The organism is Corynebacterium sp. MSK006 (genome assembly GCF_030232385.1).
GTDB classification, from domain to species: Bacteria; Actinomycetota; Actinomycetes; order Mycobacteriales; family Mycobacteriaceae; genus Corynebacterium; species Corynebacterium frankenforstense_A.
This window is the reverse complement of the sequence record NZ_JASPJZ010000001.1, coordinates 218,491-242,148: the sequence shown is the minus strand read 5'-3', so window position 1 is coordinate 242,148 and position 23,658 is coordinate 218,491. Positions and strand designations below refer to the sequence as shown.

The following is a 23,658-nucleotide window of genomic DNA, read 5'->3' as shown; positions in this document are numbered from 1 at the left end:
GGTGGCGCGGCCCCTTTACTCTGCCTCGGTGGCTGAGGCGGTGTCCCTCAAGCGCGGGCGGTCTCGATCAGCGTGGCCAACAGGTCGGCGTACCCGACGCCGACGGCGCGGAAGACCTGCGGGTACATCGAGATCGGCGTGAAGCCGGGCATCGTGTTGACCTCGTTGAGCACCGGGCCGTTCTCGGTGACGAAGAAGTCCACGCGCGCCAGGCCCGAGCACTCCAGGGCCGTGAAGGCCGTCACGGCCATCTCGCGCAGGCGCTCGGTGGTCTCCTCGCCGATCTGGGCGGGGATCTCGGCGTGCACGACGTCGTCGAGGTACTTCGCGTCGAAGTCGTAGAAGCCCTCGTCGGAGTCCTCGGTGCCGGTCAGCCTGGCCGGCACGGAGGCGACGACGGTGCCGTCGGGGCGCTCGAGCACGCCGACCTCGACCTCGGCGCCGACGGTCTCGGCCTCGACGAGGACCTTGTCGTCGTCGGCGAAGGCCTCCTCGAGGGCGGCGTCCAGGTCGGCCCAGTCGGTCACCCGCGACACCCCGATCGAGGAGCCGCCGCGGGCGGGCTTGACGAAGACGGGCAGGCCCAGTTCCTCGCGGTCCTCATCCGAGAGCGTCTGGCCGGCGGCGAGCACGGTGCCCGCGGAGACCGGCAGTCCGGCGGCGGAGAGCACCTTCTTGGTGAACTCCTTGTCCATGCCGCAGGCGGAGGCCAGCACGCCCGGGCCGACGTAGGGCACGCCGGAGAGCTCGAAGAGGCCCTGCATGGTGCCGTCCTCGCCGAAGACGCCGTGCAGCACGGGGAAGACGACGTCGACGTCGGCGTAGCGGCGCCCGTCGAGGAAGGTCAGCTGGCCGGCGCGCTCGGGGTTGACGGCGAGGACGACCTCCTCGCCGTCGGTGACCTCGGGCAGCTCGCCGTCGTGGGCCTTGAGCGCCTCCGGGTCCCGGGTGCCGGCGACCCACTTGCCGGAGCGGGTGATGCCCACGGAGACCACCTCGAAGCGCTCGGGGTCGAGGTGGGACATGATCGCCCCGGCGGAGATGCAGGAGATGTTGTGCTCGGTGGAGCGGCCGCCGTAGAGCACGGCGACGGTGGTGGTCTGGCTCAAGTTCACTCTGCTTTCTTGGAGCGCCCCATCAGGGCGGTGATCATGTCGCGCACGTCCATGCCGCGGTGGCACACGGCGAAGACGGCCTGCGTGATGGGCATCTCGACGCCGCGGGTGCCCGCCAGCTCGAAGATCGAGCGCGACGAGATCACCCCCTCGGCGACCTGCCCGTGGGTGGCCTTGGTGGCCTCGGCCAGGGTGCCGCCCTCGCCGAGGCGGGCGCCGAAGCTGCGGTTCCTCGACAGGTCCGAGGTGCAGGTGGCCACCAGGTCGCCGAGGCCGGCGAGCCCGGAGAAGGTCCGCGCGTCGGCGCCGAGGGCCACGCCCAGGCGGGTTATCTCCGCGATGCCGCGGGTGATCACGGTGGCCAGGGTGTTCTGGCCCAGCCCGCGGCCGGCGGCGATGCCGCAGGCCAGGGCGATGACGTTCTTGCAGGCGCCACCGATCTCGCAGCCGGTGACGTCGGTGTTGGTGTAGGGCCGCAGGTACCCGGTGGCCACGGCGGCCTGGACGAACTTCGCCCGCGTCTCGTCGGCGCAGGCGATGACGGTGGCCGCGGGCTGCTCCTCGGCGATTTCGCGGGCCAGGTTCGGGCCCGTGAGCACGGCGATGCGCTCGCGGGGCACCGCGCCGGCCTCCTCGACGACCTGGCTCATCAGCAGGTAGGTGTCGGACTCGACGCCCTTGGAGATGGTGACCACGGTCGCGTCGGAGGGGATCGCGTCGCGCCAGCGCGAGAGGTTCTCGCGCAGCGTCTGGCTGGGCACGCCGAGCACCACGATGTCCGCGCCCTCGAGCGCGGCGGCGTCGTCGCTGCCGGCCGTGACGGCCTCGGGCAGGCGGATGCCGGGCAGGTAGTCGGGGTTCTCGCGGGTCTCGGTGATCGCGCGGGCGAGCTCGTCGCGGCGCGCCCACAGGCGCACGGTGTTGCCCGCGTCGGCGAAGACCTTCGCCAGGGTGGTCCCCCAGGAACCCGCCCCCATCACGGCGACGTTGACCACGGCCGCCTCCTTTCCGTCGGTTCGCTCTCCAGCTGTCGCAGGACCGCCAAAAAGAATAGCGGTGCGGATCGCTTCCCCAGCATAACGGTCACCGACGCGCGCGTGCGGGGCCGGGCGGGGTAGAAAGGGGTAGAAATAGGTACATGGCACTGCACGAAGAGGACAAGGACTCCGCCGCCGAACTGCTCGTCGACGGCAGGTACCAGCGCATCCCGCGCGACCCCGCCAAACAGTTCAAGCGGGCCACGCTCGCCGCCGGCGCGGTGCTCTACCGCCGGCGTGCCGACGCCGCCGAGGACGCCACCGGCGCCGACGCCTGGGAGACCGCCGTGGTGCACCGCCCCCACTACGACGACTGGTCGCTGCCCAAGGGCAAGGTCGACCCGGGCGAGGCGATGCCGACCACCGCACACCGCGAGATCCTCGAGGAGACGGGCCTGGAGACCCGCCTGGAGAAGCTCGTGGGCACCGTGACCTACCCGGTCGGCGACCGCACCAAGGTCGTCTACTACTGGACCGCCTCGGTGGCCTCCGGCGAGTTCACCGCCAACAACGAGGTCGACGAGCTGCGCTGGCTGCCCTTCGACGAGGCCGCCGAGCTGCTCAGCTACGCCGTCGACCACAGGGTGCTGGAGAAGGCGCTCAAGCGGATCAGCGCCGGGGTGGACACGCGCGTGCTCTACGTGCGCCACGCCCGCGCCCACCAGCGCCGTAACTGGGCCGGCGACGACTTCAAGCGCCCGCTGGACAAGAAGGGCCGCCGCCAGTCCGAGATGCTCATCCCCGCGCTGCTGCCCTTCCACCCCACCGCCGTCTACTCCGCCGAGCCGGACCGCTGCCGGCAGACCGCCGCGCCGCTGGCCGACGAGCTCGGCGTGGACGTCACGGTCGACCGCGCCTTCGGCGACGAGGGCTGGCTGGAGAACATGACCGGCGCGCAGAAGGCGTTCACCGACGTCGTGGCGCAGGGCGGGGTGCCCGTCATCGTCGCCCAGGGCCTGATCATCCCGGACATGATCGCCTGGCTCTCGGCCAACGGGCCGCTGCCGCTGGACTCCGACGCGGAGTCGAAGAAGGCCAGCTGCTGGGTGCTCTCCTTCGCCGACGGCCGCCTGGTCGGCGCCGACTACCTGGCGAGCCCCCTGCCCGCCAAGTAGCCTCGGGCGCCAGCCCTCCGAAGCCGTCGACCTCCGGGAGGCCCCGACATGCCCAGGAAGATCCTCAGCGCGCTGACCGCGCTCGCCGCCCTCGGGGTCTGGGTGCTCATCATGAACCTCGCCGTCGTGCGAGTCCTGATGTTTTCCTCGGTCCCCCTCGGCCTTCTCACCGCGCTCAGCTCGATCCCCGCGCTGCGCGAGCCCGGGCGACGTACCTCCTCGGGCGTGGTCTCCCTGGTCGCGGGCCTGGTGGTCGCGGCCTCCGCGGTCTCCTTCATCACGGCGGCCCCGACCACCATCAACATCACGGGCATGGCGGGCATGGTCCTCGGCGGGATCGCGCTCGGGATCGCCGCCTTCCTGCCCGAGCGCCGCTCTGCCCCGGGCGGGGACGGCAGTGGCGCAGCGGGCGGCGACGACGCCGGCGGGGACTGACCCGCCCGGGTCGGGGCGTCGGAAATCTCTTCTCTAAACCCGCAGCGTGCCGCGCACGCGGGTGCGCACGCGCCCGCCGACCCAGATGGCGGTGCCGTCGTCGGTGAGGCACACCTCGCCGGCGCGGCCGACGTGGGCGCCCTGGGCGGCGGTGAAGCGCAACGGTGCGAGGCCGCGGGCGCGCAGCCACTGGGCCGCGGCCCCGTTGAGGCTGCCGGTGACCGGGTCCTCGAAGTTCGGGGTGAAGGCGCGCACCCGGTAGAGTGGCGCGTCTTCGCCGGTCAGGGCGATGAACCCGACCTTCGGGCCGCCGGGGCCGGGGTGGACCAGCGAATCGAGGCGGGCCGGGTCGGCGAGCTGGATGAGCCGCCAGCCCGGGCCGTTGTCGCCCCAGGCGTGCGCGGCGATCTCGTCTCGCGCCAGTCCGAAGGCGGCCGTGACCTGCTCCAGCTCGGCGTCGTCGAGGGGCCTGGTGCGCCGCAGCGGCGGGGTGGCGAAGGCCAGCTCGTCGGTGCCGGTGCGCACCTCGACCAGGCCGGCGCCGCACTCCTGGACCACCGTGCCGGGGCGCGCCGGAGTGCCGCCGAGCTCCAGCCAGGCGGCCGCGGTGCCGAGTGTGGGGTGCCCGGCGAAGGGGAACTCCTCGGTGGGCGTGAAGATGCGCACCCGGTAGTCCGCACCCGGCTCGCGGGGCTCGAGCAGGAACGTCGTCTCCGAGAAGTTGGTCCAGGCGGCGATGCGCGCCATCTCGGCGTCGCTCAAGGCTACGGCGCCGGCGACCACGCCGACCGGGTTGCCGGTGAAGGCCCCGGTGGCGAAGACGTCGAGCTCGAGGTAGTCCAGTCGCCTGTCGGTCACCGGGCGATCAGAGCACCGCGGGCTTGAAGGACGGGCGCGCGGCCTCGAAGGCGGCGATCTTGTCCTCCTGGCGCAGAGTCAGGCCGATGTCGTCGAGGCCCTCCATCAGGCGCCAGCGGGTGTAGTCGTCGACGTCGAAGGGGTAGACGCGCTCACCGGCGGTGACGGTGCGGTCCTCCAAGTTGACCGTCAGCTTCAGGCCCGGCTCCTGCTCCATCTGCTTCCACAGCAGCTCGACGTCGGTCTCCTCCATGATCCCGGCGAGCAAGCCGGACTTGCCGGCGTTGCCGCGGAAGATGTCGGCGAAACGCGGGGAGAACACGGCGCGGAAGCCGTAGTCCTTCAGGGCCCACACGGCGTGCTCGCGCGAGGAGCCGGTGCCGAAGTCGGGGCCGGCGACGAGCACGGAGCCGTTGGCGTAGGTCTCCTGGTTGAGCACGAAGTCGGGGTCGTTCTTGCGCCAGCTGGCGAAGAGCCCGTCCTCGAAGCCGGTGCGCGCGACGCGCTTGAGGTAGACGGCGGGGATGATCTGGTCGGTGTCGACGTTCGAGGCGTGCAGCGGCACGCCGACGCCGGCGTGGGTGGTGAACTTCTCCATGGTTATCTCTCCCTGGGTTCTCGGCGTGCGGTCTACAGGTCTGCGGGGGCGGCCAGGTGGCCGGCCAAGGCGGTGGCGGCGGCGACCAGCGGGCTGACCAGGTGGGTGCGCCCGCCGGGACCCTGGCGGCCCTCGAAGTTGCGGTTGGACGTCGAGGCGGAGCGCTCGCCGGGGGCCAGCTGGTCCGGGTTCATGCCCAGGCACATCGAACAGCCGGCGGTGCGCCACTCCGCACCCGCGGCGCGGAAGACCTCGTCGAGGCCCTCCTCCTCGGCCTGGCGCTTGACCTCGGCCGAGGAGGGCACGACCAGCATCCGGGTGTTGGGGTTGATGTGGCGCCCGCGCAGCACGCCGGCGGCCAGGCGCAGGTCCTCCATGCGGGCGTTGGTGCAGCTGCCCAGGAAGACGGTGTCGATGGCGATGTCGCGCAGCGGGGTGCCCGGTGTCAGGTCCATGTACTTCAGGGCCTTGGCAGCGGCGGCCTTGGCGGCGTCGGTGATGAAGTCCTCCGGGTCCGGGACCCTCGAGCCCAGCGGCAGGCCCTGGCCGGGGTTGGTGCCCCAGGTGACGTAGGGGGTCAGGGCGTCGCCGTCGATGTGCACGACGGTGTCGAACTCGGCGCCCTCGTCGGTGGGCAGGGTCTTCCAGTAGGCCACGGCGGCGTCCCAGTCGGCGCCCTTCGGGGCGAACTCACGGCCCTCCAGGTAGTCGAAGGTGGTCTGGTCCGGGGCGATCATGCCGGCACGCGCGCCGGCCTCGATGGACATGTTGCAGATGGTCATCCGCGCCTCCATCGACAGCTTGCGGATCGCCTCGCCGCGGTACTCGATGATGTGGCCCTGGCCGCCGCCGGTGCCGATCTTGGCGATGATCGCCAGGATGATGTCCTTGGCGGTCACCCCCTCGCGCAGGGTGCCGGAGACCTCGACGGCCATGGTCTTGAAGGGCTTCAGGCTCAGCGTCTGGGTGGCCATGACGTGCTCGACCTCGGAGGTGCCGATGCCCATGCCGATGGAGCCGAAGGCACCGTGGGTCGAGGTGTGCGAGTCGCCGCACACGATGGTCATGCCGGGCTGGGTCGCGCCGGACTGCGGGCCGACGGTGTGCACGATGCCCTGCTTGACGTCGCCCATCGGGTACAGGCGCACGCCAAACTCCTCGCAGTTCTTGCGCAGGGTGGCCACCTGGGTGCGCGAGGTCAGGTCCTTGATGTCCAGCAGGTTGCCGCCGACCACACCGACGGTGGGCACGTTGTGGTCCTCGGTGGCCAGGTGCAGGTCGGGCCGGCGCAGCGTGCGCCCGCTCATGCGCAGTCCCTCGAAGGCCTGCGGGCTGGTGACCTCGTGGAGGAGCTGGAGATCGATGTAGATCAAATCGGGCTCGCCGTCCGCCCCGGGGGCGACGACGTGATCATGCCAGACCTTCTCGGCCAGCGTCAGCTTGTCGCTCATGTCCTCACACGCTTTCTCTCTCACCAGACGGGAAACTGCAGGTGGCCTCCGGTGATCCGAGACCTACGCCACAAGCGGAAAGTTCCGCTAAATGAGATGCTAGTATCGTGGCATGGGACAATTCAACTCATCCGGGATCAAGGTCCTCGATCGCGCGGTCGCCATCCTGACGTCCGTCTCGCGCGAACCGCGCACGCTCGCCGAACTGTGCGACGACACCGGACTGCCGCGGGCCACGGCCCACCGCCTGGCCACCGCGCTGGAGACGCACCGCCTCCTCGGCCGCGCCGGCGACGGGCGCTGGATGCCCGGCCCGATGCTCGAGCAGCTGGCCACGGGGCGCGACGAACTTATCGACGCCGCCGAACCCGTCATGGACCAGCTCAAGGACGCCACCAACGAGTCCGTCCAGCTCTACCGGCTCACCGGCACCACCCGCACCTGCGTGGCGGCCCGCGAGCCGGAGGCGGGGCTGCAGAACACGGTACCCGTGGGCACGCGCATGCCGCTAACCGCCGGCTCGGCCGCCCGCGTCTTCGTCGCCTACGGGGACGACGAGCTGCGCGAGCGCGTGCTGCCCGAGGCCGAGTTCAGCGAGGCGGACCTCGAGGAGGTGCGCCGCCGCGGCTGGGCCGAGTCGGTCTCCGAGCGCGAGGTGGGGCTGGCCAGCCTCTCCTCCCCCGTCTTCGACGCCGAGGGCGAGCCGGTGGCCGTGATCTCGCTGTCCGGCGTGGCCGAGCGCCTCAAGCCCTCGCCCGGGGCGCTGTGGGCCGACGAGATCCTCGAGGCCGCCGCGGAGCTCAGCCGCAGCCTGCGGCGCTGATGCGCTAAAGCGTCGGGCCGGCCCTCCCCCGACGGCCGCGCCCGGCCGCCACACCCCCAGCAAAAAGGCGCCGCCCGGAACCGAAGTGGTTCCGGGCGGCGCCTGGCCTTTGTACCCTGTACGGGATTTGAACCCGTGTTACCGCCGTGAGAGGGCGGCGTCCTAGGCCCCTAGACGAACAGGGCTTGTCTCTCGGACCTGCACCACTTTAAAGGAACGGTCTATAGCGCACAAATCCGCACGTCGGCGCACATTTTCGCCGTCAATTTCCGACGTCGCTCCCGCACCCCGAAGACGGAGGCACCCCGCCCCTCTTCCGAGGGGCGGGGTATGAACTGGTGCGGCGGTGGGCGGTCACGCTCCACGGCTCTCAAGCGGAAGTCTCTGGCGGTTGGTCACCGCGTCCGCGTCGACCCTTCAGGGCGTGTGCCGGGCGGTCTCGTCCGACGCCGCATTCTTGAGAAACGACGTCATCTGCATCCTCACACTCGACCGGACTGCTCCTACTTCACGCATCTCTTGCGCTGGGAAGTCGAGGATTACGGCTGTGCACGCAGCCGGGAGGAGTGATGCGACTCGTCTGAGGAACTTGCCTGCATACAATCTCCTTTACTCACCGCGGACGGGGTCTGTCGGGACATCCCCACCGGGGCTTTCCCGATACCTCAGACGGTACGCCCGCGCGCGCCTGCGCGCGTGGGCCACCCCCGCGACGTCGTAAATCCCCTGCGTGCCGGGCCGCACGGGGGTGCCCTCACAGGCGACGCCGCGGTCGTCGTAAAGCACGTCGCGCGGCAGTCTGTGACACACCCCACCGTCTGCGGCGACGCATAACCGGCCGATGATGGCCGGCGCTGATAGGCTCGCGCCTCATGGACCTCAACGATCTCTCCCTCAAACTGCACCGCGAACACCACGGGAAGATCGCCACGGCGCTGCGCGACCCAGGCCCGATCACCCGGGAGAAGCTCAGCGCCTACTACTCCCCCGGCGTCGCCGCCGCCTGCGAGGAGATCGCCGCCGAGCCGGCACGCCTGCGCGAGCTGACGTGGACCGGCAACCTGGTGGCGGTCGTCTCGGACGGCTCGGCGGTGCTCGGGCTGGGAGACATCGGGCCGAAGGCCGCCATGCCCGTCACGGAGGGCAAGGCGATGCTCTTCAAGCACTTCGCGGGCGTGGACTGCGTGCCGGTGGTGCTCGACGTGCACACCGCCGACGAGATCGTCGCGGCGGTCAAGGCCATCGCGCCGAGCTTCGGGGCGGTCAACCTCGAGGACATCGCCGCGCCCGTCTGCTTCGAGGTCGAGGCGCGCCTGCGCGAGGAGCTCGACATTCCGGTGCTCCACGACGACCAGCACGGCACCGCGGTGGTGGTGCTCGCCGGGCTGATCAACGCCTGCAAGGTCACCGGGCGCCGGCTCGCCGACACCCGCATCGTCATGGTCGGCGCGGGCGCGGCCGGGGTGGCCATCGCCACGCTGCTGCACGAGTACGCCGGCCCGGAGATCATCGCCGTGGACTCCCGCGGGGTGATCTCGCGCGGGTGCGACCACCTCAACGAGCACAAGGAGCGCCTGGCCGGCTACCAAGACTCATCCGCGCGCAGCCTGCAGGAGGCGCTCGAGGGCGCCGACGCGGTCATCGGGATCTCGCACAAGGGGCTGCTCGCGCGCGGGGACATCATGCGCATGAACCGCGACGCGATTGTCTTCGCGCTGGCTAACCCGAACCCCGAGATCACCCCGGAGGAGGCGCGCGCCGGCGGGGCGGCGGTGATCGCCACCGGGCGCGGCGACTACCCCAACCAGGTCAACAACGCCGTGGCCTTCCCTGGGATCTTCCGCGGGGCGCTCGACCACGGCGTCACGCGCTTCACCCGGGAGCACCTGATGCGCGCGGCCGAGGCGCTGGCCTCCGCGGTGGTGGACACCTCGCCGGAGAAGATCATCCCGAGCGTCTTCGACGAGAACGTGGTGCCGTCGGTGGCGCGGGTGTTCCGGGGGTCGGTGGGCTGAGGGAGCCGGCGGCGGTGGCCGGCCGACCCGCCCACACAACGAAGAATTCCCGGACACCACCTGAAGTGATGTCCGGGACTTCCTGATCTGTACCCCGTGCGGGATTTGAACCCGCGTTACCGCCGTGAGAGGGCGGCGTCCTAGGCCGCTAGACGAACGGGGCTTTAGGACGCGATCTGTGATCGCAGCTGGCCTACCAGGACTCGAACCTAGAATGGCGGTACCAGAAACCGCTGTGTTGCCAATTACACCATAGGCCATCGTTTCGCTCGGATTTGCTTGCCGCATCTCCGTGCGCAACGGGGATTACTATAACCAGACGGCGCGGAAACACACAAACCGGCAGGTCATCAATGAATTCCAGCGTTGTCAGTACGTTGCGGGCACGCATCCGACGCCTCGTGAGCACATCCGGCACACAATGGCGCCCGGGCCCCGCCCCCGCGCGCCCGCCCCGCACCGCCCCCGGACACACGTCGACCCCGCGGCCACCTCCACCGGGAGGCGACCACGGGGTCACGGTCTGGAGGGAGCCGGAAGCCCCCTCGGAGCCCTTACGGAGCTCCCCTACTGCTCGGCAGGCACGAAGGGCGTCGCGGCTCGGCCGGCGCGCAGACGCTTCAGCGTGGACTCCTTGCCCAGCAGCTCCATGGACTCGAACAGCGGCGGGGAGACCTGCTCGCCGGTGACGGCCACGCGCAGCGCGCCGTAGGCCTTGCGCGGCTTGAGCCCCAGCTCCTCGATGAGGCCCTGCGAGAGGACCTCCTCGATGCGGCCGCGCTCCCAGGCGTCCTCGGGCACGGCGTCGAGGCGCTCGATGGCGGCGTCGAGCGGCTCGATGGCGGCCTCCTTGAGGTTCTTTCGAGCGGCCTTCTCGTTGAGCTCGAGCTCGTCGTCGGCGGTCACGAGGAACTTCACCAGCCTGTAGGCCTCGGAGAGGGTCTTGATGCGGGTCTGCACCAGCTCGGCGGCCACGGCGAACTTCTCGGCCGGGTAGTCGGCCGGGAAGTCGGTGTGCTCGGTCAGGAAGGTGCGCAGCCGGTCGCGGAAGTCGTCCGGCTCGAGCAGGCGGATGTGGTCGGCGTTGATGGCCTCGAGCTTCTTCTGGTCGAAGCGGGCCGGGTTGCCCAGCACGTCCTTGACGTCGAAGTTGGCCACGAGCTCCTCGCGCGAGAAGATGTCGCGGTCCGCCGAGAGCGACCAGCCCAGCAGCGCGAGGTAGTTGAGCATGCCCTCGGGGATGATGCCGTCCTCGACGTGGTTGAACAGGTTGGACTTCGGGTCGCGCTTGGACAGTTTCTTGTTGCCCTCGCCCATGACGAACGGCAGGTGGCCGAAGACCGGGGTGCGCTCGGCGACACCGATCTCCTTGAGCGCCTCGTAGAGGGCGAGCTGGCGCGGGGTCGAGGGCAGCAGGTCCTCGCCGCGCAGCACGTGGGTGATGCCCATCAGGGCATCGTCGACGGGGTTGACCAGCGTGTAGAGCGGGTCGCCGTTGGAGCGGGCGACCACGTAGTCGGGCTGGGTCTCGGCCTTGAACTCGACGGTGCCGCGCACCATGTCGTCCCAGGACCAGTCGTGGTCGGGCATGCGCAGGCGCCAGACGGGCTTGCGGCCCTCGGCCTCGAAGGCGGCCTTCTGCTCGTCGGTCAGGTCGCGGTCGTAGTTGTCGTAGCCCATGTGCGGGTCGCGGCCGGCGGCCTTGTGGCGGGCCTGGACCTCCTCGTTGGTCGAGTAGGCTGGGTAGACGTAACCGCCGTCGATGAGCTTCTTGAGCACGTCGGCGTAGATCTCGCCGCGCTGCGACTGGCGGTAGGGCTCGTGCGGGCCGCCGACGTTGATGCCCTCGTCCCAGTCGAGGCCGAGCCAGTTCAGCGAGTCGATGATCGCCTGGTAGGACTCCTCGGAGTCGCGCGCGGCGTCGGTGTCCTCGATGCGGAAGACGAGCTTGCCGTTGATGTGCCGGGCGTAGGCCCAGTTGAACAGGGCGGTGCGCACCATTCCCACGTGGGGGGTGCCGGTCGGTGAGGGGCAGAAACGTACGCGGACGTCAGAGGCTTCAGACATGTCCCACATCGTACAACCCGCGCCTCCGGCCCCGGCCGTGCGTCGAAACCGGCTCAATTGCCGACGCCCCGCCCCTCGCCGCGGGCGTTTCCCCGCGGCGTCGCCGCGTCACTTGTGCTGGCGCGCGAGGAAGGCCCAGATCTCCTCGGTGGTGTTCGGGTTCTCGTACCACCACAGGTGGTTGGAGCCGAGCACGCGGATCTGCTCGGTCTCGCGCGCGCAGCCGCCGGCGACCACGCGCTCGGCGCCCTGCCACTCGGGGCGGGTCTCCCGGCCCGGGCCGCAGCCGTTGCGCTGGGCGTAGGACTCGTAGAGGTCGGGCACGGCGAGGTAGTCGGCGCCGTGGCGGTTGCCGCCGTCGTACTCCATGAGGGTGTCGCCGGTGCCGTGGACCATGAGCACGGAGACCGGGCCGCCGGGGCAGTTCATGTTGACCGGGTTGTAGTAGGCGCCGGAGACCGGGGCGACGGCGGCGAAGACGTCGGGCATGTGACAGGCGGCGACCATGGCCATCCCGCCGCCGGTGGACATGCCGGTGGCGTAGACCCGTGCCCGGTCGACGGTGTACTTGCCCGCGACGTCGTCGATCATCGCGCGGGTGAAGGCGATGTCCTCGCCGGGGCGTGACGTCGCGGTCGGCGAGCCCTCCCAGGAGCCGCCGATGGAGCGCGGGTAGACGATGATCGCCTCGCGCCCGGCGATGGACTCGCGCAGGCGGGAGTAGTTGCGGAAGTTCTCCGTGGAATCCTGGTAGGCCGAGTAGCCGACGAGCACCGGCCAGGCCCTCTCCGGGGTGTAGTCGGCCGGGACGTGGATGACATAGAAGCGGCCGCCCAGGTCGATCTCCCCGTCGGCGCCCGGGGCGACGGGCGGGGCGACCGGTGCCGGCGGCGCGGGCGGAGCCTCGGGGGCCGGCGGCTCAGGAGCGGATGCCTCCGGGGCCGAGGCCTCGGGCGGCTCCCCCTCCGGGGCGGGAGCCGGCGCGGGCGACTCGGGAGCCGGCGCGGGTGCGGGAGCGGGCGCCTCCTGGGCGGCGGCCTGTCCGGGTGCGGCGATGATGGCGCCGGCGGCCAGCGCGGCGACGGCGAGGGCACGGAGGTCACGGAGAATTTTCACGCAGTTGAGATTATGTCACTTAAACCACACGTGCAACATATTCACCACGCGTTTCGTGCATCGACACCCCCGCCCGGCCCCCGCCGGGCACCACACGTCCACCGCGGCGCCCGCCGCCTCAGGACCGCACCCCGACCGCGCTGTCTTAGACTCGGGGGCCATGTCCACTTCCCGTCCGTCCACCGCCCCGGACTTCCTGCTCTCCCGCGGCCACGGCTCCGTGCGCACCCAGGGTGCCGCGCGCACCTTCACCGAGGTCCCCGCCGCAGCGGCGGCCCTGCGCTCCGGCGAGGCGGAGATGGTCGTCGGCGCCCTGCCCTTCCTGCCCGACGCCCCTGCCGCGCTCACCGTCCCGGAGAGCATCATCCGCGAGCCCGGCGTGCTCCACCCGCACCCGTACTACCTCGAAGGTAAAGGCTCTGAACTTTACGCAAGCCTCGTGCGCTCCGACCCCGAGGCCGACGAGCACCGCGCCCGCGTCGCCGCCGCCGTCGAGGCGATCCGAGACGGTGCCATGGAGAAGGTCGTCCTCGCCCGCGCCGTCGACATCGCCTTCGCCCCGCCGGTCGACCCGCGCCTGGTCGCCGCGCGCCTGATCGACACCTCCGCGCGCCACGACGGCTTCATCTGCGACCTCTCGCCGGCCGGGGGCCACTTCGCCGGGCGCATGCTCGTCGGCTCCTCCCCCGAGGTGCTGGTGCGCAAGTCCGGCACCACGGTGAGCGCCTACCCGCTGGCCGGCTCCGCCGCCCGGGCGAGCGACCCGGACGAGGACGCCGCCGTGGCCCGGGGGCTGGCGGCCTCCGGCAAGGACCGCGCCGAGCACGCCTTCGTCGTCGAGCACCTGCGCGCCGCCCTCGACCCGGTCTGCTCGCGCCTCGCCATCCCCGACGAGCCCGAGCTGACCGCCACCAACGAGGTCTGGCACCTGGCCACCCCGATCACCGGCGAGCTCGACGCCGACCACGCGCACATGACCGCCCTGGAGCTCGCCGCCCTGGTGCACCCCACCCCCGCCATCTGCGGCACACCGACGCCCGCGGCCCGCGACTACATCGCGCGTGTCGAGTCGCCGCGCGGCTTCTACGCCGGCACGGTCGGCTGGGCGGACAGCAACGGCGACGGCGAGTACATGGTCGCCATCCGCTGCGCCGAGGTCGCCGCCGACGGCGCCTCGGCCCGCGCCTGGGCCGGCGGCGGCATCGTCGCCGACTCCGACCCGGACGCGGAGCTGGCCGAGACCACTGCGAAGCTCGGCACCATCCTCGGTGCGCTCGGCCTCTAAGCTCCCGGTCACAGCCCCGACCCCGGCGCGCCCGGGTCTAGCATGGCGGACATGAGCATCCAGATCGGCACCCGCCTCCTCGAGGACCACACCATCACCTGCCCGCTGACCGAGGACCCGGCCGACGGGCGCACCATCGACGTCTTCGCCCGCGTGATCACCCCGCGCGGCGGCGGGGACCTGCCCTTCCTGGTCTTCCTGCAGGGCGGGCCGGGCAACGAGTCGCCGGCGCTCTTCCCGTCCTGGATGACCACCGCGCTGGCCCGCCACCGCGTCGTCCTGCTCGACCAGCGCGGCACCGGCCGCTCCACCCCGGTCGCCCCGGAGAGTGCCACCGCCGAGTACCTGACCCACCTGCGCGCCGACGCGATCGTGCGCGACTGCGAGGCCATGCGCGAGCACCTCGGGGCGAAGACCTGGAGCGTGCTGGGCCAGTCCTTCGGCGGCTTCACCCTCCTGCACTACCTGACCGTGCACCCGGAGAGCGTCGACAACGCCTACTTCACCGGCGGACTGGCCCCGGTCGGCCACCGCGCCGAGGACATCTACGCGACCACCTTCGCCGAGCTGCGTCGCAAGTCGCTGGCCTACTACACGCGCTTCCCGCACCACCGCGACGCCGTCGCCAAGCTCGTGGAACTGGCCGCCGACGGCGAACTGGTGCTGCCGGACGGCGAGGTCGTCTCGGTCTCGCGCGTGCGCAGCCTGGGCATGCTCCTCGGCTCCAACGACGGCTGGCTCAGTCTGTTCAACCTGCTCGAGCAGGACCCGCGCACCACGGCCTTCCGCCACGACCTGGCCGCGCTGCTGCCCTTCGGCGCGCGCAACCCGCTCTACTACGTGCTCCACGAGTCCTCGATGGCCGACGGCGTGGTGACCGACTGGGCCGCCGAGCGCGCCATGCCCACCGACTTCGCCGAGGACCCCACCCTCCTGACCGGCGAGCACGTCTCGCGCGAGTGGCTCGAGACCGTCCCGGGCCTGCGCCCCTGGGCGCCTGTTGCCAGGGAGCTCGCCGGCCAGCCCTGGAACCGCCTCTACGACCCCGTCGCCCTCGAGGAGTCCGGCGCGCGCGGGGCGGCGGCCGTCTACGTCAACGACGCCTACGTGCCGCTGGAGTACTCCCGCGAGACCGCCGGTTTCCTGCCCGGCGTGCGCACCTGGGTGACCAGCGAACACGAGCACAACGGGCTGCGCGCCTCTGACGGCGCGGTGCTCGCCCGCCTCTTCGAACTCGCCGACGGCACCCGCCTGCGCTAGAGAGATTGCCGACGCCGCGCCGCTTCCCCACCGCGGTTCCGTGCGGCGTGTGCCCGCCGGCGCTCGGGCGCATTGGCTAATGTGACGGGGTACCTGTGCAGCCGAACCGAGGAAAGGGTGGCCGAGGCGTGGACCGTGAGCCGCGGAGCAGGCACGAGGCCGCCCGAGTGCGCCCCGCAGGCGAGCCTGCGGCGGCACCGGCACACGCACACGCACGGGACGGGCGCGCCGCCGGGCGCCCCGGCAGCCACCGGGCCACCGTGCGCCCGGACCGGCACGGTGCCACCCGACCGCGGGGGAAGATGCCGCTGACCGTGGCGGCCGGCGTGCTGGCGATGATGGTGCTTTCCGCCGGCCTGCTGCTGGTCGGCGGCTCGCGCTACGAGACCCCGATCGGCCCCATGGGCTGGACGACCTCGGAGATCGAGAGCTTCACCGACGGCGAGCTGTTCCGCTCCTGCGACTTCGGCGAGGCCTTCTACTCGCGCGCCGGCGTCGAGGACGTCACCGTCGCCGAGGGCGAGCGCGAGGACGGCCAGACCGAGTGCTCCGGCTGGATCCCCGTCGGCGACGCGCGGGTGCGCGCCTCGGTGATCGTGGACCCGGCTGGCGAGCAGAAGCGCGAGAAGATCTCCTCGGACCTGTCCGGGCTGGCCGAGTGGACAACGTCGGGGGATCCGGGCGGCGACGCCTTCGAGGGCAGCCTGGCCGGGCGCCCCAACTGCCGGATGACCGGGCCGGGCGCACTTGCCAGCGTGGCCGTCTCCGTCAACGGGCCCTGTTCGCTGGCCGCCCCGCTGGCACGCCAGCTGCAGAACTTCGGCGTCCAGGTCGACCAGGAGCACTCCCCCCACGGGCTGCTGACCGTCTCCGGGCCGGACTACCTCGACGTCGGCGAGCCCGAGGGCGAGCTCGCCTGGGCCCGCTACGACGAGCGCCTCGGCTCGGCCTCCGCGGAAGGCGAGACCCTCGACGCCGGCAACGCCGACTTCCCCGGTTCGACCATCCGGCTCGACTCGGCGCGGGCGGACGCCCACGAGGTCTGCGCGGAGAACACCTTCGTGCTCGGCGAGGACGCTTCCGGCTCGACCACCGTGCGCGTGCCGACCCTGGTGGCCGTCACCCCGAACGGCGAGACGTCTTTCCTCTCCCCGGTGGAGGACGGCCTGTCGCTCGGCGTGGGCGAGGCCCGCGAGATCACCTACTGCGGCGAGGGCCTGAGCACCATCACCGGTGACTTCGAGCTGCTGGTCATCCCCTTCACCTTCGCGGAGGACGCCGACACCTCACGCGTCGACGAGTCCGCCACCGCCGCCCCCGACTTTTGGGCGGTGCCGGTCCAGGCCTGACGGGCCGGACGCGGCTCAGGCCCGCCCGGCCCGGGTGCCCCGTTGAGCGCGTCAGGCGCGCTCGACCGGGTTGCCCAGCACGCCGACGCCGGGCACCTCGATCTCGATGTAGTCGCCGGGCTCCATCGGCGCGGTGCCGGCCGGCGAGCCGGTGCAGATCACGTCGCCGGGCAGCAGCGTCATCGAGGCGGTGATGTACTCGAGGATCTCGCCGAGGTTCATGATCATCTGGTTCGAGTTCGAGTCCTGCTTGACCTCGGTGACCCCGCCGTGGGTCAGGCGGGCCTTAATCGGCAGGTTGTCGGTCTCGATGGCGTCCAGGTCGGTCTGGATCCACGGGCCCAGCGGGCAGAAGGTGTCGATGCCCTTGGCCCGGGCCCACTGGCCGTCGGAGAACTGCAGGTCGCGCGAGGAGACGTCGTTGACCACGGTGTAGCCGAGGACGACGTCACGCCAGTTCTCGGCCTTGACGTTCTTGCACGGCTTGCCGATGATCAGCGCCAGCTCGCCCTCGAACTCGACGCGGGTGGCGAAGTCCGGGATGCGGATCGGCGCGCCCGGGCCGACGACGGCCGTCGGCGGCTTGATGAACAGCGTCGGCGGCAGCTGCTCGGCGGACTGCTTGAACACCTCGGCGACGTGGTCGGCGTAGTTGCGGCCGATGGCCACCACCTTGCCGGGCAGCATCGGCGCGAGCAGCCGGTACTCCCCCTCCCGGTACTCCTTGCCCGTGTACTGCGGGGCGGTGAACGGGGTGGCCGCAATGGCCTTGGCGGTCAGGTCCTCGCCTTCACCGTCCATGACGGCGAAGGTCATACCCTCCGGGGTGGCAATTCTGGCGAAACGCATGCAGGGCAGCCTACCCGCCGCCCTCGTCCGGGACAGCAGGCGGCGCCGGGGTAGAAAAGTGGTGTTCTCTTTGACCACCCCCGCGCCGAAAGAAGGCCCCCGCTTGACTGTCCTCGCCGCCCTGGTCGGCCTCATGCTGGCCACTGTCATCGTCGTCGCCGTCGGCGACCGCGCGGGCCTTCCCTGGCCCGTGCTGCTGGTGCTGCTCACCGCCGGCGCCCTCTTCCTGCCCGGCCTGCCGGATCTCGAGGTGCCCGCCGAGATGATCCTGCCGATCTTCCTGCCGCCCCTGTTGTGGGCCCTGGCCCGGCGCACCTCCTGGGGCTCGATCCGCGCCCAGCTGTCCACCATCGTCTCGCTGTCCGTCCTGCTCGTCTTCGTCACCGTCGCAGCACTCGCCGGCACCGCGATGTGGCTGATGCCCGGCCTGGGGCTCGCCGGGGCCATCGTGCTGGCCGCGGCGCTCGCCCCGCCGGACCCCGTCGCCGTCGACGCCGTCGCCGAGCCGGTGGGCATCCCCCGGCGCATCACCTCCGCGCTGGCCTCGGAGGGCCTGTTCAACGACGCCGCCTCCATCGTAACCTTCCACCTGGGCCTGGCCGCCCTGCTCGCCGGCGAGGACGTCTCCTTTACCGCCGGCGCCCTCGACTTCATCTGGGCCGTCATCGCCTCGGTGGTCATCGGCCTCGTCGCCGGCCGTGCCACCGCCTGGTTCACCGACCACGTCGGCGACACCACCGCGAGAAACGCCCTGAGCTGGGTCGTGCCCTTCGCCGTCTACCTGCTCGCCGAGGAGGTCCACGCCAGCGGGGTCATCGCCGTGGTCATCGCCGCCGTCGAGCTGACCAGCCGCGCCTCCCTCGGCGCGGAGGACCGCCTGTCCGGCGGCGCGTTCTGGGGCACCGTCGAGATGCTCTTCACCGGTGTCGCCTTCGGCCTGATCGGGCTCTCGGTGCGCGACGCCGTCGACGAGGTCGGCGCCGAGCTGTGGCACGCCGTGTGGGTCGGAGCGGTGCTCGCCGTGGTCGCCGTCGCGATCCGCGCGGTCTGGCTGTGGCTGCTCTACCGGATCAACATCCGCCGCGGCCGGCGCGCCACCGCCCCGCTGCGCCTCCAGGAGGTGCTGCTGATGACGTGGTCCGGCATGCGCGGGCTGGTCACCCTGGCACTCGTGTTGTCCATCCCGGCGACCGCCTCGGACACCCTGCACCACGAGGCCGCCGTCATCGCCCTCGTCGTGCTCCTTCTCACCATGGTGCTGCCCGGCCTGACGCTGCCGGCGCTGATGCGCACACTCGACCTGGTGGAAAGCCCCGAGCAGGTCGACCACCTGCACGACCGGGCCCGGCGCGCCGCGCGCGACTACCTGGCCGAGCACACGGCCGACCTTCCCGTGGAGGCCGTCGAGGCGGTCGGGCGCTGGGTGCGGGTGCGCTTCGACGAGCACGAGTCCGACCACGGTCCCGACCACGAGGAGATCGAGCGCTGGCGTGGGGCGGCCCACAAGATGCGGCTGGCCTCGCTGCGTGCCGCCCAGCAGGAGCTGCTGTCCGCCCGCCGCGAGCGTGGGGTGGACCCGGGGGCGGTCGACGAGGTGCTCCAGGAGATCGACCGGATGATCCTGGCCGCCCGCGGCTGACCCCGCCGCTTTCCCGCTCACCGCACCAGCGTGCGCGCCGGGCGGTCCTCCCGTCCTGCGGTCTGGGCGAGGAAGAGCTCGGCGCAGGCCAGGGCGTCGGTCAGCGCCCCGTGGTTGCGGTAGGCCGGCAGCCCGTGGCGCGCCCGGGCCTTCGGCAGGCGCAGGTCCTCGCCTCTCGGGTAGGTGCCGCGCCGCTCCATTCCCGTGCGCTCGAGGTCCATCGTGTCGACCACGGCCACCCCGCGCAGGCGCAGGAAACGCAGCTCCATAGCCGCGAAGTGCGCCAGCAGCACGCGGCCGCGCAGTGCCTCGGTGACCGCCCGGCGCGCCGCGGCGGGCTCGACCCCGCTGGCCACCGCGTCGTCGCCAATCCCGTGCACGGTGGCGGACTGGCCCACCTCGCCGCCGCGCACGATGAGGCGGCCGGCCTCCCCGAGGCGGATCTCGCGGTCCTCGACGGGCACCCAGGCGACCTCGACGAGGCGGTCGCGGCGGGCGTCGAGGCCGGTGGTCTCCACGTCGACGGCGAGCAAGCGCAGCTCTCCGATGCGGCAGCGCGGCAGGCGGGCGCGCGCCGGGGAGAAGAGCTCGCCGAGGCGCGCCCACGCCCCGCTCCCGGTGTCCCGCCCCGTCATGCTGCGTGCACCGGGTAACGGGTGGCCAGCCCGTTCTGCGCGGAGCGGATGACCTGGAAGGAGTCGCGCAGCACGTCGCGGTCGGTGCGCGCCAGCCGGGCGGGGTCGATGTGGTAGTCGGGCTTTTCCCCGGCGCGCAGCTGGTCGGCCTGGTGGCGCAGGGCGATGGCCTGCAGGCAGTCGAAGGCGGCCGTGAGATCGCGGGCACCGGCCTCGGAGAGGTCGCCCTCGGAAAGCCGCCTGCGCGTGGCGGTGGCCGTGGAGCCGGCTGCCAGCGCGCTGAGCCGGGCGATCTGCACCACCGCGTGCAGCCCGCCCTTCTTGACGTCCAGGGTGCTGGCGTAGTCGCCGCCGCGCTCGACGACCAGCCCGCGAAAGAAGCTCAGCGGCGGCTGGCGCCGGGCGGCCAGGGTGGCCAGGTGGACGTGCAGGCGCCGCGAGCCCTTCGCCGCGCTCACCGCGCTCGCGCGTACCCGGGCGGACAGGCGCTCGTCGCCGTGGACGGCGCGCAGGTCGAAGAAGGCCTGGGCGTGCAGCAGGGCGTCCGGGCCCGGGGCGGTGGCCCAGGCGGTGAAGGTCTCCTCCCAGGCGCGTGCGGTCATCCGCCACTCGGGGTTGAGCGCCATCACCTCGCCGGGGCAGAGCACCTGGCCGGCGGCGTGCAGGCCGTGGCAGACGTACTCGGCCAGGCGGGCGAAGTAGGCGCTGTGGGCGGCCTCGTCGAAGTCGTCGGCCAGTATCAGCGCGTTGTCCTGGTCGCTGGCGAGCATCATCTCGCCGCGGCCCTGGGAGCCGAGCACGACGAAAGCGTAGTCGACCGGCGGGGTGCCGAGTTCGGCCTCGGCGAGCTCGCACAGGCGCACGGCCACGGCGTCGGCCAGGGCGGTCATGATTGTGCCGGCCTCGGCTCCCCCGGTGCCGCGCTCTACGAAGCGGGCGGTGACCTCGGCGGCGTGGTTGAAGGCGCCGGTGAGGTCCCCGGGACCGGCGGCACGCGCCAGGTCGGCGGCGAGGTAGACGGGGTCCTGGCGCATGAGGGCCATGACGTCGCCGGTGGTGATCACGCCGACCAGTTCCGCGCCGTCGACGACGGGCAGGTGGTTGACGCCCAGGCGCGCCAGGGTCAGCAGGGCCGCCAGCGCAGGCTCGTCGGGGGTGACGGTCACCGGTTCCGGGGTCATCACCTCGGCCACGGGGCTGCCGGGGTCCACCCCGACGGCGAGCACGCGGCCGCGCAGGTCGCGGTCGGTCAGGATACCGGCGAGCCTGCCGGAGTCGGTGACCATCAGGCTCGAGGAGCGCGCCGCCTCCATCGCCCGGGCGGCCGCCGCGATGGACTCCCCCGGTCCCACGGTGTGCGCCCCGTGGTGCATCAGCTCAGCCACGGGGGTGGACAGCGCCTGGAAGCGGGTGTCGTTGAGCTCGTCGACGGCGGCGCGCATGCGCCGGGTCGCCGAGTCGAAGTAGCGGCGCAGCACCGGGTGTGCGGCGTGCAGCCGGGCGAAGACCTCACGGTCCATGACCAGCACCAGGCTGTCCTCGACGGTGACCATCTGGTAGAGCGACTCGGGCTCGCCGACGAGTGTGGAGTAGCCGAAGTAGTCGCCCTCGCCGCGGCGGTCGAGCAGCACCTCCCCGGCCAGCACGTCCACGGCCCCGGAGCGCAGGATGTACATCGCGTCGCCCACCTCGCCCTCGGTGAGCAGCTGCGTCCCGCGGCGCACGTAGCGCATGGTCAGTTGCCCCGGCAGGCGGTCGAGCTCCTCGGCGGGCAGCCGGGAAAACGGCTCGTGGGCGGCGAGGAAGTCGCGGACCTCGCGCAATTCGGCGGACATGCGACAACCCTAGCAAGTAACCTGTGTCACATGTCTGATTCCCGGGACGAGACCGTCACCCCCATCCCGCACCTGATGCGCCCGCTGCGCATCGGCGGGATCGAGCTGCCCAACCGCACCGTGATGGGCTCCATGCACACCGGGCTGGAGGACCGCCACCGCGACGCCGGCAGGCTCGGCGCCTTCTACGCCGAGCGTGCCCGCGGCGGGGTCGGACTCATCGTCACCGGCGGCATCGCACCCTCGGCCACCGGCAAGCTGCAGCCGCTGGCCGGCACGCTGACCTCGCGCGGGGACGTCGCCGCGCACCGCCGGGTCAGCGACGCCGTGCACGCCGCCGGCGGCCTCATCGCCGTCCAGCTCTTACACTCCGGGCGCTACGGGGTCACCCCGCTGAAGACCGCGCCGGGCACGGAGCCCTCCCCGATCCACCCCTTCCGCCACATCCGGCTCAACGCGCCTCTGATCCGCCACGAGATCGCCGCCTTCGGCCGGGCCGCCGCCCGCGCGGTGGCCGCCGGCTACGACGCGGTGGAGATCATGGGCGGCGAGGGCTACCTGATCAACCAGTTCCTCTGCCCGCGCACCAACGACCGCACCGACGACTGGGGCGGCAGCTCCGCCAACCGGCGCCGCTTCCTGCTCGAGGTCGTCTCCGCCGTCCGCGAGCGCGTGCCGGCCGACTTCCCGGTCATCCTGCGCCAGTCCGTCGCCGACCTCGTCGAGGACGGGCAGACCTTCGAGGAGATCGCCGAGACCGCCCGGGCCTGCGCGGACCTGGGCGTCGACGCGATCAACACCGACATCGGCTGGCACGAGTCGCGGGTGCCCACCATCGTCACCTCGGTGCCGCGCGCCGCGTTCGTCGACTTCACCGAGAACCTGCGCGACGTCGTCGACCTGCCGCTGATCGCCGCCAACCGCATCAACACCCCCGAGGTCGCCGAGGAGATCCTCGCCCGCGGCCGCGTCGACGCCGTCGCCCTGGCCCGCCCGCTGCTCGCCGACCCCCACTTCGTGGCCAAGGCCGCCGCCGGCACCCCGGAGCGGATCAACACCTGCATCGGCTGCAACCAGGCCTGCCTCGACCACGCCTTTGCCGCCAAGCCCGTCTCCTGCCTGGTCAACCCGCAGGCCGGGCGCGAGACCACGCTGCGGCTCACCCGGGCCCGCCGCCCCGTGCGCGTCGCCGTGGTCGGCGCCGGCCCGGCCGGCATGGCAGCCGCGGTCTCGGCCGCCGAGTGCGGCCACCGCGTCGACCTCTTCGAGGCTTCCGACCACCTGGGCGGGCAGTTCGCGCTGGCCGCCGAGATCCCCGGCAAGGAGGAGTTCGCCGAGACCCTGCGCTATTTCACCGTGCGCCTGGAAGAGACCGGTGTGAACGTCAACCTCAACCGCCGCGTCGAGGCCGAAGACCTCCACGACTTCGACCACGTCCTGCTGGGCACCGGCGTGCGCCCGCGCGTGCCGGACATCGAGGGCGTGGACCACCCCAGCGTGTGCACCTACGCCGACGTGCTCTCCGGGCGCGTCGAGCCGGGCGGCACCGTCGCCGTGCTGGGCGCCGGCGGCATCGGCTTCGACGTCACCGAGTGGCTGACCACCACGGCCTCCCCGACGCTCGACCTGGCCGCCTGGGAGCGCGAGTGGGGCGTCAGCCGCGACCCGGACAACCCCGGCTCCGTCACAGAGCCCGCGCCCGAGGCGCCCGCGCGCCGGGTGACCATGCTGCAGCGCACCGAGGGCAAGATGGGCAAGAAACTGGGCAAGACCACCGGCTGGGTGCACCGCGCGGCCGTGCGCGCCAAGGGCGTCGCGCAGATCTCCGGGGTGACCTACCGCTTCATCGACGACGCCGGCGTGCACGTCACCCTTCCCGACGGCAGCGCGCACACCGTCGCCGCCGACACCGTCGTGCTGTGCACGGGCCAGGTCTCCGAGCGCGGACTCGTCGAGCCCCTCGAGCGCCTCGGGGTCGCCGTCACCGTCATCGGGGGCGCGGACGTGGCCGCCGAGCTCGACGCCAAGCGCGCGATCCGCCAGGGCACCGAGGCGGCCGCCGCCATCGACGACCGCGTGCGCGTGCCCGTGCACTGACGCCGCACCCACGATTGACGACGCCGCGTGCCACGCCACGTGGCACAAAAAAGCCGACGTCGCGGGGCGCGACGTCGGC

19 protein-coding genes and 3 tRNA genes are annotated in these 23,658 nt (G+C 72.1%); 9 read left to right on the top strand and 13 right to left on the bottom strand.

Annotation, left to right across the window (positions count from 1 at the left end; genetic code table 11):
* Window positions 1-47 precede the first annotated feature (47 nt).
* Window positions 48-1,109 (bottom strand): D-alanine--D-alanine ligase family protein, encoded by a 1,062-nt coding sequence (locus tag QQA02_RS01110; protein WP_284863009.1) that lies wholly within the window; start codon window positions 1,107-1,109, stop codon window positions 48-50.
* A 2-nt stretch (window positions 1,110-1,111) separates the two neighbouring features.
* On the bottom strand, window positions 1,112-2,110 hold the full coding sequence (locus QQA02_RS01105) for an NAD(P)H-dependent glycerol-3-phosphate dehydrogenase (protein WP_284863008.1): 999 nt from the start codon (window positions 2,108-2,110) through the stop codon (window positions 1,112-1,114).
* Window positions 2,111-2,253: 143 nt separating this feature from the next.
* Between QQA02_RS01105 and QQA02_RS01100 the strand changes: the two genes are divergently transcribed.
* Both QQA02_RS01100 and QQA02_RS01095 read left to right on the top strand, forming a co-directional pair.
* A complete protein-coding gene (locus tag QQA02_RS01100; protein ID WP_284863007.1) occupies window positions 2,254-3,267 on the top strand; it encodes an NUDIX hydrolase in 1,014 nt (337 codons plus the stop codon).
* A gap of 48 nt (window positions 3,268-3,315) precedes the next feature.
* Window positions 3,316-3,702 carry a hypothetical protein gene (locus QQA02_RS01095; protein WP_284775231.1) on the top strand — a complete coding sequence of 129 codons (387 nt, stop codon included), beginning with the start codon at window positions 3,316-3,318 and terminating at the stop codon, window positions 3,700-3,702.
* A 33-nt stretch (window positions 3,703-3,735) separates the two neighbouring features.
* On the opposite strand, the gene QQA02_RS01090 is transcribed toward QQA02_RS01095, so the two are convergent.
* From QQA02_RS01090 to leuC, 3 genes are read right to left on the bottom strand one after another with little or no spacing between them, the layout of a single operon-like run.
* Entirely contained in the window at window positions 3,736-4,560 is an 825-nt protein-coding gene (locus QQA02_RS01090; RefSeq protein WP_284775233.1) for a PhzF family phenazine biosynthesis protein, read from the bottom strand.
* Between the two features lie 7 nt (window positions 4,561-4,567).
* Window positions 4,568-5,158, bottom strand: coding sequence for a 3-isopropylmalate dehydratase small subunit (leuD, locus tag QQA02_RS01085; protein WP_284775236.1), 591 nt, complete (start codon window positions 5,156-5,158; stop codon window positions 4,568-4,570).
* A 32-nt stretch (window positions 5,159-5,190) separates the two neighbouring features.
* Window positions 5,191-6,609 (bottom strand): 3-isopropylmalate dehydratase large subunit, encoded by a 1,419-nt coding sequence (leuC, locus tag QQA02_RS01080; RefSeq protein WP_284863006.1) that lies wholly within the window; start codon window positions 6,607-6,609, stop codon window positions 5,191-5,193.
* Window positions 6,610-6,721: 112 nt separating this feature from the next.
* Between leuC and QQA02_RS01075 the strand changes: the two genes are divergently transcribed.
* Complete coding sequence (locus QQA02_RS01075; RefSeq protein ID WP_284775240.1) at window positions 6,722-7,432, top strand: IclR family transcriptional regulator; 711 nt, start codon at window positions 6,722-6,724, stop codon at window positions 7,430-7,432.
* Window positions 7,433-7,544: 112 nt separating this feature from the next.
* Here the strand turns inward: QQA02_RS01075 and QQA02_RS01070 are convergent.
* Window positions 7,545-7,617 (bottom strand) — tRNA-Glu (locus tag QQA02_RS01070).
* A gap of 687 nt (window positions 7,618-8,304) precedes the next feature.
* Between QQA02_RS01070 and QQA02_RS01065 the strand changes: the two genes are divergently transcribed.
* Window positions 8,305-9,447: an NAD(P)-dependent malic enzyme gene (locus QQA02_RS01065; RefSeq protein WP_284863005.1), complete on the top strand. Its 1,143-nt coding sequence runs from the start codon at window positions 8,305-8,307 to the stop codon at window positions 9,445-9,447.
* 90 nt (window positions 9,448-9,537) lie between these two features.
* Here the strand turns inward: QQA02_RS01065 and QQA02_RS01060 are convergent.
* From QQA02_RS01060 to QQA02_RS01045, 4 genes are all read right to left on the bottom strand, one after another.
* A tRNA-Glu gene (locus tag QQA02_RS01060) sits at window positions 9,538-9,610 on the bottom strand.
* Between the two features lie 25 nt (window positions 9,611-9,635).
* A tRNA-Gln gene (locus tag QQA02_RS01055) sits at window positions 9,636-9,707 on the bottom strand.
* A 307-nt stretch (window positions 9,708-10,014) separates the two neighbouring features.
* Window positions 10,015-11,514: a glutamate--tRNA ligase gene (gene gltX, locus QQA02_RS01050; protein WP_284863004.1), complete on the bottom strand. Its 1,500-nt coding sequence runs from the start codon at window positions 11,512-11,514 to the stop codon at window positions 10,015-10,017.
* A 108-nt stretch (window positions 11,515-11,622) separates the two neighbouring features.
* Window positions 11,623-12,630, bottom strand: a complete 1,008-nt coding sequence (locus tag QQA02_RS01045; protein WP_284774187.1) for a CE1 family esterase — start codon at window positions 12,628-12,630, stop codon at window positions 11,623-11,625.
* A 160-nt stretch (window positions 12,631-12,790) separates the two neighbouring features.
* Between QQA02_RS01045 and QQA02_RS01040 the strand changes: the two genes are divergently transcribed.
* The 3 genes from QQA02_RS01040 (at window position 12,791) to QQA02_RS01030 (ending at window position 16,524) form a co-directional block, all read left to right on the top strand.
* Window positions 12,791-13,915: an isochorismate synthase gene (locus QQA02_RS01040; protein ID WP_284774185.1), complete on the top strand. Its 1,125-nt coding sequence runs from the start codon at window positions 12,791-12,793 to the stop codon at window positions 13,913-13,915.
* 42 nt (window positions 13,916-13,957) lie between these two features.
* Window positions 13,958-15,175: an alpha/beta fold hydrolase gene (locus QQA02_RS01035; protein WP_284774182.1), complete on the top strand. Its 1,218-nt coding sequence runs from the start codon at window positions 13,958-13,960 to the stop codon at window positions 15,173-15,175.
* A gap of 302 nt (window positions 15,176-15,477) precedes the next feature.
* Window positions 15,478-16,524 (top strand): hypothetical protein, encoded by a 1,047-nt coding sequence (locus QQA02_RS01030; protein WP_284863003.1) that lies wholly within the window; start codon window positions 15,478-15,480, stop codon window positions 16,522-16,524.
* 51 nt (window positions 16,525-16,575) lie between these two features.
* On the opposite strand, the gene QQA02_RS01025 is transcribed toward QQA02_RS01030, so the two are convergent.
* Window positions 16,576-17,373: a fumarylacetoacetate hydrolase family protein gene (locus QQA02_RS01025; RefSeq protein WP_284774178.1), complete on the bottom strand. Its 798-nt coding sequence runs from the start codon at window positions 17,371-17,373 to the stop codon at window positions 16,576-16,578.
* Window positions 17,374-17,476: 103 nt separating this feature from the next.
* On the opposite strand from QQA02_RS01025, the gene QQA02_RS01020 reads away from it, so the two are divergent.
* Window positions 17,477-19,012 (top strand): cation:proton antiporter, encoded by a 1,536-nt coding sequence (locus tag QQA02_RS01020; protein ID WP_284774176.1) that lies wholly within the window; start codon window positions 17,477-17,479, stop codon window positions 19,010-19,012.
* 17 nt (window positions 19,013-19,029) lie between these two features.
* Here QQA02_RS01020 and QQA02_RS01015 read toward each other — a convergent pair whose 3' ends face one another.
* Window positions 19,030-19,647: a 3'-5' exonuclease gene (locus QQA02_RS01015; protein WP_284774174.1), complete on the bottom strand. Its 618-nt coding sequence runs from the start codon at window positions 19,645-19,647 to the stop codon at window positions 19,030-19,032.
* Window positions 19,644-21,482, bottom strand: coding sequence for a DUF294 nucleotidyltransferase-like domain-containing protein (locus tag QQA02_RS01010; RefSeq protein ID WP_284774173.1), 1,839 nt, complete (start codon window positions 21,480-21,482; stop codon window positions 19,644-19,646). Before QQA02_RS01010 ends, QQA02_RS01015 begins: the two co-directional genes overlap by 4 nt.
* A 30-nt stretch (window positions 21,483-21,512) precedes the next feature.
* Here QQA02_RS01010 and QQA02_RS01005 point away from each other — a divergent pair, with 30 nt between their 5' ends.
* Complete coding sequence (locus tag QQA02_RS01005) at window positions 21,513-23,579, top strand: oxidoreductase (RefSeq protein ID WP_284863002.1); 2,067 nt, start codon at window positions 21,513-21,515, stop codon at window positions 23,577-23,579.
* Window positions 23,580-23,658 lie beyond the last annotated feature (79 nt).

Bases quoted from the DNA above. Each gene is read 5' to 3' on its own strand.
- QQA02_RS01100 (WP_284863007.1), top strand. From the start codon at position 2,254: ATGGCACTGCACGAAGAGGACAAGGACTCCGCCGCCGAACTGCTCGTC.
- QQA02_RS01095 (WP_284775231.1), top strand. From the start codon at position 3,316: ATGCCCAGGAAGATCCTCAGCGCGCTGACCGCGCTCGCCGCCCTCGGG.
- leuD (WP_284775236.1), bottom strand. From the start codon at position 5,158: ATGGAGAAGTTCACCACCCACGCCGGCGTCGGCGTGCCGCTGCACGCC.
- leuC (WP_284863006.1), bottom strand. From the start codon at position 6,609: ATGAGCGACAAGCTGACGCTGGCCGAGAAGGTCTGGCATGATCACGTC.
- QQA02_RS01075 (WP_284775240.1), top strand. From the start codon at position 6,722: ATGGGACAATTCAACTCATCCGGGATCAAGGTCCTCGATCGCGCGGTC.
- QQA02_RS01065 (WP_284863005.1), top strand. From the start codon at position 8,305: ATGGACCTCAACGATCTCTCCCTCAAACTGCACCGCGAACACCACGGG.
- gltX (WP_284863004.1), bottom strand. From the start codon at position 11,514: ATGTCTGAAGCCTCTGACGTCCGCGTACGTTTCTGCCCCTCACCGACC.
- QQA02_RS01040 (WP_284774185.1), top strand. From the start codon at position 12,791: ATGTCCACTTCCCGTCCGTCCACCGCCCCGGACTTCCTGCTCTCCCGC.
- QQA02_RS01035 (WP_284774182.1), top strand. From the start codon at position 13,958: ATGGCGGACATGAGCATCCAGATCGGCACCCGCCTCCTCGAGGACCAC.
- QQA02_RS01030 (WP_284863003.1), top strand. From the start codon at position 15,478: ATGCCGCTGACCGTGGCGGCCGGCGTGCTGGCGATGATGGTGCTTTCC.
- QQA02_RS01025 (WP_284774178.1), bottom strand. From the start codon at position 17,373: ATGCGTTTCGCCAGAATTGCCACCCCGGAGGGTATGACCTTCGCCGTC.
- QQA02_RS01015 (WP_284774174.1), bottom strand. From the start codon at position 19,647: ATGACGGGGCGGGACACCGGGAGCGGGGCGTGGGCGCGCCTCGGCGAG.
- QQA02_RS01010 (WP_284774173.1), bottom strand. From the start codon at position 21,482: ATGTCCGCCGAATTGCGCGAGGTCCGCGACTTCCTCGCCGCCCACGAG.
- QQA02_RS01005 (WP_284863002.1), top strand. From the start codon at position 21,513: ATGTCTGATTCCCGGGACGAGACCGTCACCCCCATCCCGCACCTGATG.